General features: G+C 70.6%; 19 protein-coding genes. 13 read left to right on the forward strand and 6 right to left on the reverse strand.

From position 1 onward, the window contains the following. Positions 1 to 23 precede the first annotated feature (23 nt). Positions 24 to 632: a cupin domain-containing protein gene (locus tag FLW16_RS21450; protein ID WP_185949543.1), complete on the reverse strand. Its 609-nt coding sequence runs from the start codon at positions 630 to 632 to the stop codon at positions 24 to 26. A gap of 150 nt (positions 633 to 782) precedes the next feature. On the opposite strand from FLW16_RS21450, the gene FLW16_RS21455 reads away from it, so the two are divergent. Beyond that, positions 783 to 1,880, forward strand: coding sequence for a L,D-transpeptidase (locus FLW16_RS21455; RefSeq protein WP_142561874.1), 1,098 nt, complete (start codon positions 783 to 785; stop codon positions 1,878 to 1,880). A gap of 100 nt (positions 1,881 to 1,980) precedes the next feature. Here the strand turns inward: FLW16_RS21455 and FLW16_RS21460 are convergent, their stop codons facing one another. Beyond that, the gene (locus FLW16_RS21460) at positions 1,981 to 2,469 is read right to left on the reverse strand and encodes a DUF5946 family protein (RefSeq protein WP_142561875.1); all 489 of its coding nucleotides are present in this window, start codon (positions 2,467 to 2,469) and stop codon (positions 1,981 to 1,983) included. A gap of 56 nt (positions 2,470 to 2,525) precedes the next feature. Continuing rightward, positions 2,526 to 3,566: a serine protease gene (locus FLW16_RS21465; RefSeq protein WP_260615445.1), complete on the reverse strand. Its 1,041-nt coding sequence runs from the start codon at positions 3,564 to 3,566 to the stop codon at positions 2,526 to 2,528. A gap of 253 nt (positions 3,567 to 3,819) precedes the next feature. Between FLW16_RS21465 and FLW16_RS21470 the strand changes: the two genes are divergently transcribed. From FLW16_RS21470 to FLW16_RS21480, 4 genes are all read left to right on the forward strand, one after another. Further along, positions 3,820 to 4,305: an SRPBCC domain-containing protein gene (locus tag FLW16_RS21470; protein WP_260615446.1), complete on the forward strand. Its 486-nt coding sequence runs from the start codon at positions 3,820 to 3,822 to the stop codon at positions 4,303 to 4,305. A gap of 463 nt (positions 4,306 to 4,768) precedes the next feature. Continuing rightward, the gene (locus FLW16_RS45290) at positions 4,769 to 4,903 is read left to right on the forward strand and encodes a hypothetical protein (RefSeq protein ID WP_260615447.1); all 135 of its coding nucleotides are present in this window, start codon (positions 4,769 to 4,771) and stop codon (positions 4,901 to 4,903) included. Positions 4,904 to 5,016: 113 nt separating this feature from the next. Further along, positions 5,017 to 5,859, forward strand: coding sequence for a CDP-alcohol phosphatidyltransferase family protein (locus tag FLW16_RS21475; RefSeq protein ID WP_312847149.1), 843 nt, complete (start codon positions 5,017 to 5,019; stop codon positions 5,857 to 5,859). Between the two features lie 58 nt (positions 5,860 to 5,917). After that, positions 5,918 to 6,364, forward strand: coding sequence for a hypothetical protein (locus tag FLW16_RS21480; RefSeq protein WP_142561878.1), 447 nt, complete (start codon positions 5,918 to 5,920; stop codon positions 6,362 to 6,364). A 25-nt stretch (positions 6,365 to 6,389) separates the two neighbouring features. Here the strand turns inward: FLW16_RS21480 and FLW16_RS21485 are convergent, their stop codons facing one another. After that, the gene (locus FLW16_RS21485) at positions 6,390 to 6,731 is read right to left on the reverse strand and encodes a helix-turn-helix domain-containing protein (RefSeq protein WP_142561879.1); all 342 of its coding nucleotides are present in this window, start codon (positions 6,729 to 6,731) and stop codon (positions 6,390 to 6,392) included. A gap of 97 nt (positions 6,732 to 6,828) precedes the next feature. Between FLW16_RS21485 and FLW16_RS21490 the strand changes: the two genes are divergently transcribed. From FLW16_RS21490 to FLW16_RS21520, 7 genes are all read left to right on the forward strand, one after another. Beyond that, positions 6,829 to 7,707: an NAD(P)-dependent oxidoreductase gene (locus tag FLW16_RS21490; protein ID WP_142561880.1), complete on the forward strand. Its 879-nt coding sequence runs from the start codon at positions 6,829 to 6,831 to the stop codon at positions 7,705 to 7,707. 68 nt (positions 7,708 to 7,775) lie between these two features. Then, positions 7,776 to 8,291 carry a DUF1992 domain-containing protein gene (locus FLW16_RS21495; protein WP_142561881.1) on the forward strand — a complete coding sequence of 172 codons (516 nt, stop codon included), beginning with the start codon at positions 7,776 to 7,778 and terminating at the stop codon, positions 8,289 to 8,291. Between the two features lie 129 nt (positions 8,292 to 8,420). Then, positions 8,421 to 9,917: a serine hydrolase gene (locus FLW16_RS21500; protein ID WP_142561930.1), complete on the forward strand. Its 1,497-nt coding sequence runs from the start codon at positions 8,421 to 8,423 to the stop codon at positions 9,915 to 9,917. Between the two features lie 136 nt (positions 9,918 to 10,053). Beyond that, a complete protein-coding gene (locus FLW16_RS21505; protein WP_142561931.1) occupies positions 10,054 to 10,728 on the forward strand; it encodes a response regulator transcription factor in 675 nt (224 codons plus the stop codon). Positions 10,729 to 10,732: 4 nt separating this feature from the next. Next, the gene (locus FLW16_RS21510) at positions 10,733 to 12,358 is read left to right on the forward strand and encodes a sensor histidine kinase (protein WP_221891203.1); all 1,626 of its coding nucleotides are present in this window, start codon (positions 10,733 to 10,735) and stop codon (positions 12,356 to 12,358) included. 166 nt (positions 12,359 to 12,524) lie between these two features. Beyond that, complete coding sequence (locus FLW16_RS21515; RefSeq protein WP_142561883.1) at positions 12,525 to 13,178, forward strand: DUF6461 domain-containing protein; 654 nt, start codon at positions 12,525 to 12,527, stop codon at positions 13,176 to 13,178. A 45-nt stretch (positions 13,179 to 13,223) separates the two neighbouring features. Then, positions 13,224 to 13,619, forward strand: a complete 396-nt coding sequence (locus tag FLW16_RS21520) for an ACT domain-containing protein (protein ID WP_142561884.1) — start codon at positions 13,224 to 13,226, stop codon at positions 13,617 to 13,619. Positions 13,620 to 13,679: 60 nt separating this feature from the next. Here the strand turns inward: FLW16_RS21520 and FLW16_RS21525 are convergent, their stop codons facing one another. After that, positions 13,680 to 15,110 (reverse strand): pectinesterase family protein, encoded by a 1,431-nt coding sequence (locus tag FLW16_RS21525; RefSeq protein ID WP_260615448.1) that lies wholly within the window; start codon positions 15,108 to 15,110, stop codon positions 13,680 to 13,682. 264 nt (positions 15,111 to 15,374) lie between these two features. Continuing rightward, positions 15,375 to 15,857 carry a DUF2000 domain-containing protein gene (locus tag FLW16_RS21530; protein WP_142561886.1) on the reverse strand — a complete coding sequence of 161 codons (483 nt, stop codon included), beginning with the start codon at positions 15,855 to 15,857 and terminating at the stop codon, positions 15,375 to 15,377. A 113-nt stretch (positions 15,858 to 15,970) separates the two neighbouring features. Between FLW16_RS21530 and FLW16_RS21535 the strand changes: the two genes are divergently transcribed. Beyond that, a complete protein-coding gene (locus FLW16_RS21535) occupies positions 15,971 to 16,423 on the forward strand; it encodes an Lrp/AsnC family transcriptional regulator (protein ID WP_139573774.1) in 453 nt (150 codons plus the stop codon). Positions 16,424 to 16,441: the final 18 nt, after the last annotated feature.

A 16,441-nucleotide genomic window follows, 5' to 3' on the forward strand; every position in this document is an offset into this window, starting at 1 on the left:
ACCGCCGCGGAGCGGGTGAGCGCTCAGAGGGCGGTGAAGTCGGCGAAGTCGAAGCCGGGTGACACGACGCAGCTCACCAGCACGCCCTCGGCGCCGGCAGGACGGGCCGCCTGCCAGGTGCCCGCAGGCACCACCGCCTGCGGGACCTGTCCGTTCTCCACGTCCGGACCCAGGACGACGACGTCCTCCCTGCCGGGCCGCTCGCCCGCGCCGCCGAGCACGAGCGTCAGCGGCCCGCCCCGATGCCACAGCCACACCTCGTCGGACCGCACGGCGTGCCAGACCGACTCCTCGCCCGGTTCGAGCAGGAAGTAGATGCCCGTCGCCGTCGCCCGCGCGCCGCCGTACCCCGGAGGCTCGACGGAGGCCGCCGTCCGCCACGTCTCGCGATACCACCCGCCCTCGGGATGCGGCAGCAGGCCGAGAGCCTCGGCGACCGGGGGACGCGCCTGGATCGCCACGAACGCCCCGGAGACGTCCCGGCGCAGGAAGCGGAGGGGGGCGGCCGGGTCGTCCTCGTCCACCGCCACGACGGGATCCGTGCCGGGGAAGGCCGCGGCGGCGATCCGCAGCGCCTCCTCGTCGTCGCGGGCGGACAGCCCGGGGCCGCCGGGGCAGGCGTCCAGCGTCATCAGCAGCACGCGGCCGATCGTACGGCAGGGCGGCGCGGCACCCCCAAACCAGCGTTACTTGATCGTTACGGAATCGGCCGCACAAAACAGTGGTTTCGCACGTTCCAAGTCAGTGCAAATCGCTGTGAAACCCCCTATGAGGAGTAGACCGTGAATACCCTCCGGCGGGCGGCCCACGTCACACTCACCGTCGCCGCCATCGCCGTCGCTACGGCCTGCTCGGCGGGAGGCACAACCACTCCCGCCGCATCAGTCACTGGTGCGGCCGGTACGGCCACTCAGGCTCCGGCCACTCAGGCCCCGGACGCGAAGGCGGCGGCGGCACTCGCCCCGCGCGCGGCGTCCCAGACGGCACGCAAGACGGGAAAGCCGAAGCTCGGCATCGCCGACATCACGCCCATGGGCGAGAAGGTCGAGCGGGTCGGCGTCGGCTTCCCGATCATCGTCACCTTCGACCGCGCGGTACGTGACAGGGCGGCCGCGGAAGCGGTGCTGCAGGTCCAGGCGGAAAAGCCCGTCGAGGGCGCCTGGCGCTGGGTCTCCGACCGCAAGGTCGTCTACCGCACCAAGACCTACTGGAAGCCGCACCAGAAGGTCCTGTTCAGCGCCAGGCTGAGCCAGATCCCCGGCAACGAGGCCGCCAAGGACGTCTCGCGCCGCTTCGCCGTCGGCACCGCCAACGTCTCGGTGGTCGACACCAAGAGGCACGTGATGAAGGTGCGGCGCGACGGGAAGCTCGCCAAGACCATCCCGATCAGCGCGGGCCGCGGCGGCCTGCCGCGGGGCGGCGTCGACGTCTACCTCACGACCACCGGCGTGCACCTCGCGATGGGCAAGAAGCGGGTCGAGACGATGACCTCGTCCTGGCTCGGCGTCACCGACCCCAAGGACCCGCTCTACTACAAGCTGGAGATCCCCTGGGCGGTCCGGATCTCCGACAGCGGCGAGTACGTCCACCAGAGCGCGGGCGACTACCAGTTCCTGGGCAAGTCGAACCAGAGCCACGGCTGCGTGCGCGCCACGCCCGCGGGAGCCAAGTGGTTCTACGGCATCAGCCAGCGCGGTGACGTCATCCAGGTGACCGGCACCAAGCGCAAGCTCGACTGGCGCAACGGCTGGAGCTACTGGCAGCTGACCTGGAACCAGTGGAAGCGCGGCAGCGCGCTGCCCGCCGGCTCGGCGTCGGCCGCGGCATCGCCCTCGCCCTCGGCCTCTCCGTCCGCCGACGAGGACGCCCTGCAGGGCTAGGCCCTCTGCTCCGCGCGCGCTCCCGCCCCCGGTCCGTACGGCCGGGGCGGGAGCGCCGCCTGCTTTCCGGCGCCTTTCCTGACCGGCGGAAGATCGAGCGTCAGGTCGTGAGGGTTCTCCAGGACTCCACGGTCGCTTCCGCGATGCTCTCCATGCGCCGGCCGTACGCCGGATGCCCGTCGGAAACGAGGCTGCCGTCCCTGAACGGCAACCCGCAGAAGCCGGCGCGGAAGGGCCCGGGGGATCCGCCTCGTGGAAGTGGCGCGTACTCTGCGAGCGGGGCCATGTCGTAGCCCGACCGCGCCCCGCGCCTGTTCCGCGCCACCTGACGCGCCGCCACGCGGAGCAGCGCGTCGAGGCCCTTGTCCAGGTAGAGCTGCAGCATGCGGAACTGACCGTCGAGGTACTCGTCGTGGGCCCTGGCGGGGTGCTGCAGGAGATACGCGCAGACCACGACCGTGTGCCACCTGTACATCTCAGGATCGGCCTGCTCTTCGGCCAGGATCGCGTGGTAGTAGTCCACGCACTCGCCCAGCGGACCGGCGGTCGCGCCGCACTCGCACCGACCCGAACCGGAGCTGTCCGTCATGGCCGCACCCTAGGCAGCCGGCGACAGCCGTGTCGACGGCATTTCCGTGCCGGGCTCTACGCGATGGTCCCGGTCCATTGCTTTGTCGCATTCTTGTAGACCGCGTACAACTCGCTGTCGAAGTACGGCGAGACGCCGGTGTCGTACCGGCCGTCGCCGTCGGTGTCGGCCACGCTGATCGTGATGCCGTTGAGGTAGCCGCTACGACTGTCGTCCGCATACCGGATCAGCCACGACGAGCCGAGGGAGCCTTCGCCGGTGAACGGGGAGTCCACGCCGACGGGGCGGTCCATTCGGACGCCCGTGACCGTCGTCGCGAACGTCGAGCCGGTCGACCGTTCGAGGGTCTCGCCCGTGTAGGGCCGGCTGCCGTCGGGGTTGGGGCCTGCGGGGTGGCCGAAGACGTCGGCCGTGGGCGCGAGCGGCTGGTTGATCGCGAGCCCCTGGCCGCCGACGTTGTCGGCCAGCCTCCCGACGTTGGTCAGCACCTCCGGAGCGGAGAGGACGACACCGTTGTACACGTTGACGAAGGCGTAGTCGCCGTCGTCGTCCCGGATGTCGTCGAAGTCGTAGTCGGTTTCCGCCTGCTTCCCGACGTACAGGCCGAACGGGGTCGCGCCCTCGGCGTAGCCGGGGACGAAGACCCACTTGGCGAGCGCGCCGGCCGGCGCCTCGATGTCCAGCAGGCAGTGACCCGCCGTCGCGACGATGTTCCGGTATTGCGAGTGCACGGCCGTACCGGTGCACCAGTGCGGCTGAAGGTCGCTGCCGATGAAGAACACCTTGCCCGAGGTCGTGGGCATGCTTCCCTCTGCCGGGGCCGGCCCTTGCAGCGGCGGGATGAGCACCGAGGGGCCGTCCGGGACGATGTCCGAGGACAGGCGCTCCCCGCCGACCGCGGTCCGCACGGCGTACGGCGTGGCGTTCTTCAAGTTGGCGGCCCCGTCGGCGAGCCAGAATCTCGCCACCTCCTGAGCCGCCGTCACCGTGCGAGCCAGCGGGACCACCAGCACACCCGCGGCCTGTGCCGGTCCACTGACGACAGTGGAACCGAACACGCCCAGGCCGATGCCCAACGCGATCAATGCACGTCTCACGGTCGATCTCCCGTCCAGTCGTGGGGCGTCTTCGCGCCTCGTCAGCGCGGAGAGCCAACCGGCCACCATGGCCGGCGACCGCATGATCGTAACCCGGGTCTCGCCACCTTTTAGATCACATGTTCGAAACAAGGAGCACCCACTTCCGCATGCCCTCACGCCCTCACGCGAGAGAGCAGTGCTCTTGACATGTCTCACTCACATGAGAGAGCGTTGCTCTCGTTAATGAGCACCAGTCTCTCGGAGGATGTCCATGTCGCTGCTCTATTCGGGTCCGTCCCTGGCCGTCCTGCACGACGAGTACGCCGCACGAGGACGCGTCGACCGCGACGCTCAGCTGACCTCCTCGTCCCATCTGGTCGTGGACGTGCCCGTGGACCGGGTCTGGGCGGTCATGGCCGACCTGCGGGCGTGGCCGTCATGGGCCTCCCGCATCCGGATCCTCGAACTCGGCGACGTACGCCCCGGCGCGTCCTTCCGGTGGCGCCTGAACGGCGTGCCCCTGCGGTCGCGGTTCGCCGTGGTCGACCCCCGGCGGGAACTCACCTGGACGGGCACCTTCCTCGGCCGCTACCGGGCGGTGGACCGGCACGTCCTGGAGCCGCTGGAGGGCGGCCGCACGAGAATCACCGTGGAAGAGTCACTCGCCGGTCCGCTGCTGCCGCTCTTCTACCGGGAGTCCATGCTCCGGGCCAACCACGAGCGGTGGCTCTCGGATCTCGCCCGCGCCGCCGCCTGAGCCGCCCACCCCGGCCCCGGCCTGTGGAGGCCGGGGATCAAGCCGGGCCTCTCCGAGCGACCGGCGTGAAAGCGATCGGGCCCTGCGGCGGAGTAGAGGTGACGACCCGCAGAAGGGGCACCTCGCGAACGCCCGCTCCCCCGCAAGCTCCGGCGGATCTCGACGACGCCGTGCTCATCGAGCGGTCGTGGCATCGGCCGCAGCTCGTACGGCATCGCCACCCACCTCGTCGCCCAGCGCCGCAGGAGCGAGAGCCGAAGGCTGGAGGCGTTCCAGCGGGTGCCGGTGGAAGTACCACGCGCCCGGCCCGCGCGGACGAAACGTAGATATCCCGAAAAAGCCGAAATTCAGTTTTTCGGGTAATTCAACACGGCCAGGAGGGCTGTGGAAAAAGTCGACGGGCGCAGCCGGGCGATGCTTTGATGAGCAGTAGCGAAACAAACGCCGGTCAAAGGGCAAAGACATGCTTAAGATGCTTCTCCAGCAAATGGCGACACTGCTCGACACCGACGACGACCTGCACCTGGGCGACGACGCGCACGCCCTTGACCAGGATGACGACGCGGACGAAAGGGATGATCTGGACGACGACTTCTGACGTTTCCCCTGAAATCCCTCCACAATTTAGAAAGCCCCCAAATGACGTTCACGCTTCACGACGTACGCTCTCGGACATATAAGGCACGCGACGCCTGGTGGACCGTTTTCCTGGTGGATCCCCTGGCGGGCCGGTTGGTGGTGACGACCGCCAACCGCACGTCCATCACGCCGAACCAGATCACCTGGAGCGCCTTCGTGCTCGGCCTGGGCTCGGCCTGGTGCTTCCTTCAGGCCGAGTGGCCGTGGCTGGTCGCCGGGGCCGCCGTCTACCACGTGAGCTTCATCCTCGACTGCATGGACGGGAAGATCGCACGGCTCAAGGGAACGGGGACGATCCTCGGCGGCTGGCTCGACTACGTGTTCGACCGGATCCGGGTGCTGGCCTGCACCGCCGCGCTCATGTGGGGGCAGTACCGTGCGACCGGGCAGGAGGTCTACCTGCTCCTCGGCATCGGAGTGGTGTTCCTCGACATGCTGCGCTACGTCGACGCCCTGCAGATCGCGAAGGTCCGGCGCCAGATGCGCCGCACACTGCGGCAGACCTACGAACAGTCGGTGGTGTCCGGCGGTTCGGCCGCGCTGCCGGCGTCCCTGCTGCGCGAGGACTTCGACACCGACCCCGACGAGATCAGGGTCCGCCTGACGCAGACCGTGGACCTGCAGCAGGAGTTCCGCAGCCGCTTCTCCTGGTACCCCGGCATGCGCGAGTGGCTGCGTGAGCACCGGATCCGCACACACCTGGTCAGCGGCATCGAGTTCCAGATGGCCGTGTTCATCGTCGGCCCGCTGCTCGGCGCGGTCATCCCGGTCACGATCGGCGCGGCCGCCCTGCTGCTCCTCTTCGAGGCCCTCATCATGTACAAGCTCCTGCTGTCGTCGCGTGATCTGAACCGCGCGCTGGCCACGATCCGCTTGCCCGCCGAATCGTCCGCCTCCGGGACGCCCGCCGGTTGAGCGTCCTCACCGCTGCTCACACGGATAGAGGTGCCGTCGCGAGGGGTAGCGGTGGGACATGACCGAACGCGAGGAGCCCGCAGGCCTGCCCGATCCCGGCCACCGCCGCCCCGAGGGGCTGGACGACGTCACCGTCGACGCGCTGGGCAGGCTCAGCAAGGCGCTGGAGACGATCCACCGGGTCAGAGGCCACCTGTACTCCTTCCACCAGCTCACCGGGACGGCGGACTTCGAGCTGGACAACGCCGTACGACTGCTGCGGCAGGCCGGGCACGACAAGTGGGCCGAACGGATCGAACGCGAGCTGATCGGCCGCAACGTCATCCAGGGCCGCTGGACCTTCCAGATCGTGGAGGAGTACGACGACGGCTACTACGCGACCTTCCAAGAGCTGGAACGCCAGGCCCGCAACGAACTGGCCGGAGGACGCCGCCACCTCTACGAGGCCGAGCTGAAGCAGCAGCGGCGCACACCCGGGCAGCCCGGCCACGAGACCACACCCTGAGACCCGTTCGCCGGGAGCGGGGGAGTCAGTGAGCGTCGCGTCCGCCGAGGAGGTGTTCCCGTCCCCACGCGCCGAGCGGCGCCAGCGCATCGTTCAGCGTGACGCCGAGCGGGGTCAGCGAGTATTCGACGTGCGGCGGCACCTCGTCGTACACCTCGCGGTGCACGATGCCGTCGGCCTCCATCTCGCGCAGGTGCGAGGCGAGCACCTTCTCGGTCACGCCCGGCAGCATCCTGCGCAGCTCACCGAAACGGCATGGGCGTTCGTTCAGCACCCAGAGGATCGAGCTCTTCCACTTGCCGCCGATCACCTCCATCGCCGCGTCGATCCCGCATTCGGCCGATCCCGGACGCCGCGCGGTCCGCATGGCCCATCCCCTCCTGGCTGCTCGCTCACCCCGGGGTAAGCACCCACTTCGAAGTGCGTACTTGATCGTCTCGGAGCTCGTGACCAGCCTAATCGGCATGACCCACACCACTGAGAAGTCTCCGCTGTCCCTTCTCGGGCTGGGCGCGATGGGCGGCGCGCTCGCCCGCGCCTGGCTCGCCGCCGGGCATCCGCTGACCGTCTGGAACCGCACCGCCGGCCGGGCCGAGGCCCTCGCCCGCGAAGGCGCGCGCGTCGCCGCGACCGCCGCCGAGGCCGTGGCCGCGAGCGACCTGGTGATCGTCTGCCTGCTGGACCACGCCTCGGTCGACGACGCCCTCGCCGGCGCCGACCTGTCCGGCAAGGACCTGGTCGACCTCACCACCGGCACCCCGGAGGAGGCCCGGGCCCGCGCCCGGTGGGCCGAGGAGCGCGGCGCCCGGTTCCTCGACGGCGGCGTCATGGCGGTCCCGCCCATGATCGGGGTGCCGGGCTCCGGGGCGTACGTCTTCTACAGCGGCTCCCGGGCGGTGTTCGAGGCCCACGCGGGCACGCTGGCCGTACCCGCCGCCACCGTCTACACCGGTGAGGACCCCGGGCTCGCCGCCCTCCACGACGTGGCGCTGCTCAGTGCGATGACGGGAATGTTCGCGGGGGTGGCGCACGCCTTCGCGCTCGTCCGGGGCGAGATCCCCCCGAAGGGCTTCGCCGACCTCGTCGTGGGCTGGCTGAGGGCGATGACCCCGTACGCGTACGGGATGGCCGAGCATCTGGACAGCGGCGACTACACGAAGGACGTCACGTCCAACCTCGCGATGATGGTCCGGGGCAACGCGACCCTGCTGCGCACGGCCGAGGAGCAGAAGGTCAGCCCCGAGCTGCTCACGCCCTTCATGACCCTCATGGAGCGGCGGCTCGCGGACGGCCACGCCGACGAGGGCACCACGGGGGTGATCGACCTGCTGCGGGTGCCCTGACCCGGGCCGCCCACGCCGGAAAGTTATCCTCACAGGAGGATGCCGACCGCGTCGAGCGAGGTGAGGCCGTGACCGAACGCAAGCCTCTCGGAGTGAGTTTCGAGTCGTGGATCGACCGGCAGATCCGCGAGGCCACCGAGCGTGGCGAGTTCGACGACCTGCCGGGCGCGGGCAAGCCCATCCCCGGCCAGGGCGAGCCGCACGACGAGATGTGGTGGATCAAGCAGAAGATGCGCGCGGAGAACCTGTCGTTCCCGCTGCCGGGCACGCTGGCGCTGCGCAAGGAGGCCGAGGAGGCGAGGGCGGAGGCGCTGGGGGCGCGCACCGAGGCCGAGGCGCGCAGGATCGCCGAGGAGATGAACGTCAAGATCCGCGACAGCTACCGCAAGCCCTTGTCCGGTCCGCCCGTCGTGCAGCCGCTCATCGACGTGGACGAGGTCGCCGCCGAGTGGCGGGCCCTTCATCCGGCCGCCGAGAAGAAGCCCGCTCCTCCGAAAGACCCGAAAGACCCGAAAGACCTGAACGACGCCAAACAGCCGAAGCGTCCGAAGGGCTCCTTCCTCCGATGGCTCGGCCGCCGCTGACCCGCCCGGGCCGCGACCTGACGAAAGTCAGGTGAGGACCTCCCGATCGCCCGCTGTGCCGCCCCTCCGGCCGCTCATACCGTACGTGACCTGCGAACGGAAAGAGCTCGGAGGGGAAACACGGTGCGCATGCGCAGGATCGCCGCGATCGCCGGTCTGGCCGGTGTGTTGCTGCTCACGACGGGAACGACGGCGGTGGACGCGGCAGTGGACGCCGCGACGCAGGCGGCGCCCCCGGACGGACGACCCGGCGTGACCGCCGAGTCCGTCGACCGCTACGTACGCGACTACATCCGGCGCACGGACCTGCCCGGTGCCGTCGTGACGGTGGTCAAGGGCGACCGGGTCGTGTACGCCGCCGGGCATGGTCACACGGCCGGCGGCGAGGCGATCACCGCGGACACCCCCGTGCCGCTCGCCTCGCTGTCCAAGTCGTTCACGGCCCTGGGGGTGCTGCGCCTCGCCGACGAGGGCAGGATCGACCTCGACGCGCCGGTTCGGCGATATCTGCCGGAGTTCACCATGGCCGACGCACGGGCCGCGAAGATCACCGTGCGGCAGCTTCTCCAGCAGACCTCGGGCATGAGCGACACGACCTTCCCCGAGCTGACGCTCCCCGCGCCGGACGACCTCAAAAGCGCCGTCGCGATGCTCAGGACCGCGCCGCTCGCCGCGGCGCCGGGCACCAGGATGATGTATCACAACCCCAACTACGCCGTCGCGGCGCGACTGGCCGAGGTGGTGTCGGGCACGCCGTTCGCCGACTTCATGGCCGCCACGGTGTTCACGCCGCTCGGCATGACGTCCACCCGGACGGTGGACACCACGGAGGAACTGCCCGGTGCGGGCGCCGGATACATCCGCGCGTACGGCCGGGTGATCGAGCGCGCGCACCCGAAGTGGTTCGTCAACGGCTCCTACGGGGTCGTCAGCACCGCCCACGACCTGGCCGAATGGCTGATCACACAGAACGGCCGCGGCGACGCCCTCCCCCGAGACCTCGTCAAAGCCACCCAGACCCCGTCCGGCGTGGGCGGCAGCACGTACGGCATGGGGTGGTCGGCCGAGCGGACGGCCGGAGGGACGCCGATGCTGCGGCACACCGGCTGGCTGCTCACGCACAACTCCGCGCAGACCCTCCTGCCCGGGGGCGAGTGGGGCATCGCGGTCGTCACCAACACCGGGATGATCTCCGGCGACGATGCGCTGATCATCAGCGACGGCCTGGTCGACCTGATCGAGGGGCGGCCCGACGCGGGGGCCGGGCCTTTCACCACGGAGGCGGACCCCTGGCTGGGCGCCCTGTCGCTGCTCAACCTGGCCCTCGGCGTGACCGGAGTGGTGCGCTCCCGCCGCTGGGCCGGCCGCCGCGCACAACGGCGCGTCTGGCGGATGATCGCGCGACTGGCCCCGTACGCGCTGCCGGTCGCGTTCTACCTGGGGCTGGCGGAGCTGGCCGGGGTGCTGCTGAACCGGGTGGGCACGCTGGACCAGCTCACCTACGTCTGGCTCGCGCTGTACGTCTGGGCCGCCACCGGAGCGCTGGCCGCCGTCGCCGTCGTGGCCGCCCGTCTCGTCCACGCCGTACGCCTCCGGCGGCGGGCCGTTGGTAGCGTCCACGCATGAGCGGGCGAAGCGAGCGAATCAGTGGGCACAGCGCGTTTCGCGGCTGGGGCACCTGCGCGCCTTCGGCACGACGGGACTCCGAGCCGCCGGGCGAGGAGACGGCATGAGCGATGGGGCCGATTTTGGGCAGAATGCGATGATCCGCGTCCTGCTGGCGGACGACGAGGCGCTGATCCGCGCCGGCATCGCGAGCATCCTGGCCACGGCCGGCGACATCGAGGTCGTCGCCGAGGCGGCCGACGGGCACGAGGCCGTCGACCTCGCCCTGCGGCACCATCCCGCCATCTGCCTGCTCGACATCCGGATGCCGCGGCTCGACGGGCTCAAGGCCGCCGCCGAGCTGCGCCGGGTCCTCCCCGAGGTCGCCGTCGTGATGCTCACGACGTTCAACGAGGACGACTACGTGACGAGCGCGCTCGGCTCCGGCGCATCCGGTTTCCTCCTCAAGTCGGGCGATCCACGCGAACTGATCGCGGGGGTCCGCGCCGTCGCCGCAGGCGGCGCCTACCTGTCCCCCGCCGTCACGCGGGGGGTCATCACCCGCCTCCGGGCACGCCCGCTCGGCACGGAGGCCGCCGCCCGCGCCCTCGTGGACGAGCTCGGCGACCGCGAGCGCGAGGTGCTCGCGCTGGTCGGGGCCGCCATGTCCAACGCCGAGATCGCCCGGCGCCTGCATCTCGTCGAGGGCACGGTCAAGGGGTACGTCAGCCAGATCCTCACCCGTCTCGGCCTCCGCAACCGCGTCCAGGCCGCGATCCTCGCGTACGAGGCGGGTCTCGTGACCGAGGCTCCGCTCGATCGGAGAGCGTGAGGTGGTGCGGCCGTCCCGTCTGCTCGACCTCGGGCTGTGGCTGGCGGTGTGCGCGCCGCCCGTCGCGCCGGCCCTCGATGACGGCGACGCCCGGCGGGTGGCGACGGCGGCCGTGGCCGTGCCGCTGTTCGGGGTCGCCACGGCGATGAGCCGGAGGTGGCCGCTGGCGGCGCTCGCCGTACCGGTGGCGGTCAGCCTGGCCCTGGACGCACAGATGTTCGGCCCCCTGTCCTGGACGTGGGCGGCGCTGGTGGTCTTCGGCTACCTGGCCGGGCACCGGATGGCGACCGCCCGGCCGGCCCTGTGGTTCTTCGTGGCCGTCGCCCTCGCCGGGCTGCCGCTGTCCGCGCTCGTCCTGCGCGATCTGTGGGACTGGCCCACGCAACTCATCACGCTTCTTCTCGCGGTGGTGGTGCCCTGGCTGCTCGGCCGCTGGCGTCGCCAGCACGCCGAACTGGTCCGCACGGGCTGGCTGCTCGCCGACCGGCTGGAGCGCGAGCAGCGGGCCGTCGCCGACCGCGCCCGCCTGCGGGAGAGGGCGCGCATCGCCGGCGACATGCACGACTCGCTAGGCCACGACCTGACACTCCTCGCGGTGCGCGCCGGCGCCCTGGAGCTCGACCCCGGCCTGGACTCGCGGCAGCAGGCATCCGTACGCGACCTGCGTGAGGCCGCCGCGGCCGCGACCGAACGGCTGCGCGAGATCATCGGTGTGCTGCGTACGGACGACGACGAAAGCGCCGCCGTGCCGCCACGGGAGGAGAGCATCGAGACGCTCGTCGAGCGCGCCCGCGACTCCGGCGTGCCGATCGTCGTCGAGCACCCAGTCGATTACTGGGCCGATCACAGGGCCGACCACCCGGGCGACCACCGGGCCGACCACCCGGGCGACATCGACGGACTGCCTCCGATGACCGCGCTCGCCGTGCGGCGCGTGCTTCAGGAGGCCCTGACGAACGCCGCCAAACACGCTCCCGGCGCGACCGTACGCGTCCGGTTCGCCTCCGACGACGGCGTCGTCACGCTCCGCGTGGTCAACGACGCCGCTCCGGCGGCGGCCTCGCCGGGCGTGGCCTCGGGCGGTTCCGGGCTCGTCGGGCTCGCGGAACGGGTGCGCCTGGCGGGCGGCGTCCTGCGGGCGGGCCCGGCGCCCGGCGGGGGTTTCGAGGTCGCCGCCGAACTGCCCGTCACCGGCGGCCGGGCGTCCGAGCCGGATCGGCGGGAGCACGCGCCGACCACACCCGGCCTCGGCGCGCCCGAGACCACGTCGGCCCGGGAGTTGGACCTCGCCCGGCGGCGGGTGCGGCGGCGGCTGGCGCAGGCGGTCGGGATTCCCGCGGCCGTGCTGACCGGGATCTTCGCGCTCCTGATCCCGTTGAGCTTCCTCAGCTCGTCGTTCTCCGTCCTCGACCCGGCGACGTACGAGGGGCTGAAGGTGGGCGAACCACGCGACGACGTGCGGTCCCGGCTTCCCGCGTTCACCAGGGACGGCCCGCCGGACGGCACTCCGGATCCACCACGGGGCCAGGACTGCGCCTACTACACCATGAAGACCGATTCCGCCCGCGCCTACCGCCTGTGCTTCGCCCAGGACCGGCTCGTCTCGAAGGTCGTCGTGCCCACCCCGTGACGACGCGGGTTTCAGCAAGATCCAAGCCTGTTCCAGGAGCGCGACGCGATCCTCGTGACACCGGCCGCGTCCCGCTGCCGGCGAACAGGAACGCGGCGAACGGCCATGGCCCCGGTTTTGTCGGCGGCGGCTGCCACGATGTCGCGAAACGACCAAGGGAGCCCAGGTGCCCGATCGTCTCGCCCCCTTCCGGTGGCTGACGGCCCCGGCGACGGACAACGTGCGCAACCCGCTGGGCGACATCTTCACCGTGTCGTTCTTCCACGGACTGGAGCCCGGCGATGTCGCGGCCCGTTTCGAGCCCGCCGGGGCCGCGGTCCGCTCGATGACCTTCGGCGAACTCGACGACGAGGTCGCGGAGTTCATCGAGGAGACCGACGGCGGCGACGGCGGCGGATACGTCGGCATCACCCGGCTCGGCGAGTGGAGCATGGCGATCGAACCGTGCGGCTGGCACACCGCGCTGGGCGAGAACCTGGCGCGCCTCGCGCAGGGATGCGAGGCGGTGGCCGTCGGACGCCACGACTATGCCGAGCACAGCTTCCTGTACGCCGCGGACGGCGAGATCGTCACCGCCTTCACGCCGCACGCGTCGGTCAACCGCTGGGGCCGCGACCCGGATCGGCTGAAGGAGCCGATGCGCAGGGTCGGGCTGCCGTTGACCGCCACGACCGGCAAGGCGGCCTGGGACACGCGGTGGGACGACGCGCTCCCCAAGGCGTTCGCGCTCGCCGCCACGATCACCGGGGTGACCCTCACCCCGGGCTCCTTCGACGGGCCGCTGCTGGTCGCCTCCATCATCGAGTGGTCCCAGGTCTAGGCATCTTGCCGGTGTCCTGTCGGAGGGCTCTGCTACACACGTGTCATGACCTCACCCGCCGCCCAGCAGCTCGGCATCGTGCCGTCCGTGTTCGCCGTCCAGCATCTGCCGCAGGCGACGTTCCCCGAGGACGACGACTGGATCGCGCTCGTCCGCGCCCCCGAGGGCCTCACCGTGGTCCGCGAGGCCTGGCCGACGGGGTCGGGCGACCGGTGGATCGGTCTGTACGGCGGGGGCACGGGACACGAGCTGGACGTCCCGGGCATGCTTGCGGCGGTCGTGGGCCCCTTGGCCGAGGCGGCCATCCCGGTGTTCGTCGCCTCGACGTTCCACGCCGACCTGGTCCTCGTGCCCGAGCCGAGGGTCAAGCAGGCGATCACCGTCCTGGAGGAGGCGGGACACCGGGTGGACACCCGCCACCTGCGCGCGCCCGACTCGTAGTCCTCGGCGTCGTCGGTCATCAGGGGATCCCGGGACGGCATGCGAACCGGCAGCCGGGACTCAGCCGATCGGGTTCCAGCCGTCGGATCCGGCCAGGTACTTCTGCGGCGTGTAGTTGGACGCCTGGGAGTCGCTCATCTGCGGGCGGTTGGAGTTCACCGTGGCGCCGGCGCCGGTGTTCTTGTACTCGAAGAAGCGGGCGTTCTTCCAGGAGTTGCCGGACATGTCGGTCCAGGGCTGGGAGGTCTTGATGGTCGAGCTGAGCGACGACTCCCGGTAGAGCACCTGGGCGTTGGGGCCCCAGGGCCTCCCCATCTGCGTGGTGTTCGCGGTCGCACCGGTGATGCGGGACCGGTAAACGAGGAAGCCGTAGGTCTTGGCGGCGTCGGTCCTGGCAGCGGTGATGGGGGCGCCGCTGCTGCGCTTTTCGTAGATGTCGCAGTCGTTGAGAACCGCGGTGCCGCCGCCGAAGATGAAGTCGACGGTGCCCTCGATGTAGGAGCTCTTGACGTAGGTGCGGGCGGAGTCGTTGATCAGGAAGGTGTCCTGGTCGCCGAGCAGGCGGACGTTCGACAGGACCGCCCGGTCGGCGTTGAGATTCAACGCGACGGCCTGCTGCCCTTCGGTGCTGCCGTCCTCCACGTAGTCGTTGGAGATCGTCAGGTTGGTGAGGGCGGAGTCGTGGCCGTTCACGAACGCGGTGGCGCTGTTGAAGGTGCCGCCGTTCCCCCCGGCGTAGTGGTTGTCGACGATCACGACGTCCCCGGGCGACGAGCCCAGACCCTGCAGTGTGATGTACGGCTTGGTCGCCGGGATCGTGACGATCTCCCGGTACGTACCCGGCTTGATCGTGATCACCTTCCGGCTGGAATTGCCCGATGCCACGGCGTCGATCGCCGCCTGCACGGTCCGGTACGTGCCGGTCCCGTCGGCGGCCACCGTGGGCTTCCCGCTGGTGGGCGAAGGCGAGGGTAAGGGCGAGCGCGTCGGGGTGGGTGAGGGCGAGCTTGGCGGGGTGGGCGAGGGTGAGGGCGAGCTTGGCGGGGTGGGTGACGGTGTGGGTGATGAGGTGGTGGTGGAGCCGGTGCAGGTGATGCCGTTCAGGGTGAACGAGGCCGGTTTGGGGTTGGACCCCGACCAGCTGCCGTTGAAGCCGATGGACACCGAGGCGCCGGTCGCGATGGCGGCGTTGTAGTCCGCGTTCGCGGCCGTGACGTTCTGCCCGCTTTGGCTGAAGGTGGCCGACCACCCGGTGTCCACCTTCTGAGCGTTGTTGGGGAAGGTGAACCCGAGGGTCCAGCCGTTGATCGCGCTACCCAGGTTCTGGATCGTGATGGCGGCGGTGAACCCACCCGGCCAGTCGCTGGTCGTGTAGGTGATCGCGCACCCGGTCGCGGCCTGCGCCGTTCCTGCGGTGGCCACGCCGGCCAGGGCGGCGACTGCGGCGAGGGCGCTGATCACCCCGGCACCCGTTGTGGTTGTGCTTTTCACGCCCGAGCTCCTTGCAGGTCGTGCAGGGCCCCTGACCGAGGAACGACTCCTGGCCCCACAAGGGTTTTCATGCACCTGAACTACGTTCATCTACAGGAACATCGCGCATCAAGCTACGAGCCCATCGATCGCCGGTCAACGACGCGCCGCGGCGGCTTTCCGCAGACGACCGCTCTCACATGCGCAGGGACCGCACAGACGACGGACGAGACCCCCCGATCGCGTGAAACGTTCAGCGAGCCGGCACCGTCCCCGGATGCCGGGTCACGGCATCAGGGGGAGCTTTCCCACGATCTTGTCCACCCGGTTGCGCGGCCCGACCACGCCGACCGCGTAGTACTCGACGTCGTCGGCCGCGGTCTCCTTCATCGCGGCGAGGTAGTCGGCGTAGACCCTGGTCTGCTGGGCCGCGGCGGGCATGTCCGCGACGAAGCACCCGGCGGACGACGCGGCCTTGGCGCGGATGGCGCGCAGCGTGGCGGCGTCCGCGGCCAGAACCGAGCAGCCCGCCCACGGCAGGCCGGGGTGGGCGCCGCCGTCGGCGTCCACCGCGTCGTCGCCGAGTAGTCCGGTCACCGCCGTCGAGGTCGCCGCGGCCACGCAGACGGCGGCGTTCACGGCACGGCCCGCGGGAAGGTCGCGATCGACCACGATCACCCACTTCAGGCGGGCCGCCCGGGTCGGGAGGGCCGGGTCGATCTCTTCGGGGGCGAACCCGACACCCGGGGTCGTCTGTTCATCGGCCATGATCCGGTCCTCCTGTGCATGCGTTCGGACGTACGCCGTTGATGCTAGGCACCCGTACGATTGAGACGCAACGAATCCGTACTTATATCGGAAGCAGGGGTGTGCGGGCGGACATGGACGAACTTGATAAGGCGATCCTGGCGGAACTGCAGTCGGATGCACGGAAGACCAACCGTGACGTCGCGGCCTCGGTCGGGGTCTCGCCGACCACGGCACTCGACCGCACACGGGCGCTCCGTCAGCGTGGCGTCATCCGGGGAGCGATCCTCGACGTCGACCTGGCGGAGATCGGGCGGCCGGTCCAGGCCCTCATCGCCATCCGCGTGCGTCCCCCCTCGCGGCGCAACATCGAGGGCTTCCGCAACTGGGTCAGCGCGCTTCCCGACACCCTGGGCGTCTACGTGACGACCGGCACGGAGGACTTCATCGTGCACGTGGCGGTGCCGGACAACGCCAGCCTGTACGCGTTCGTGATCGACAAGCTCACCGAACGGCCCGAAGTCGCCGACGTCCGCACGTCGATCGTCTACGAGCACATCCGCAACACCCGGATCAGCCCCGTGTGAAGGCCGACCGGCCCAACC

Source organism: Microbispora sp. KK1-11 (genome assembly GCF_006874435.1).
Lineage (GTDB): Bacteria > Actinomycetota > Actinomycetes > Streptosporangiales > Streptosporangiaceae > Microbispora > Microbispora catharanthi.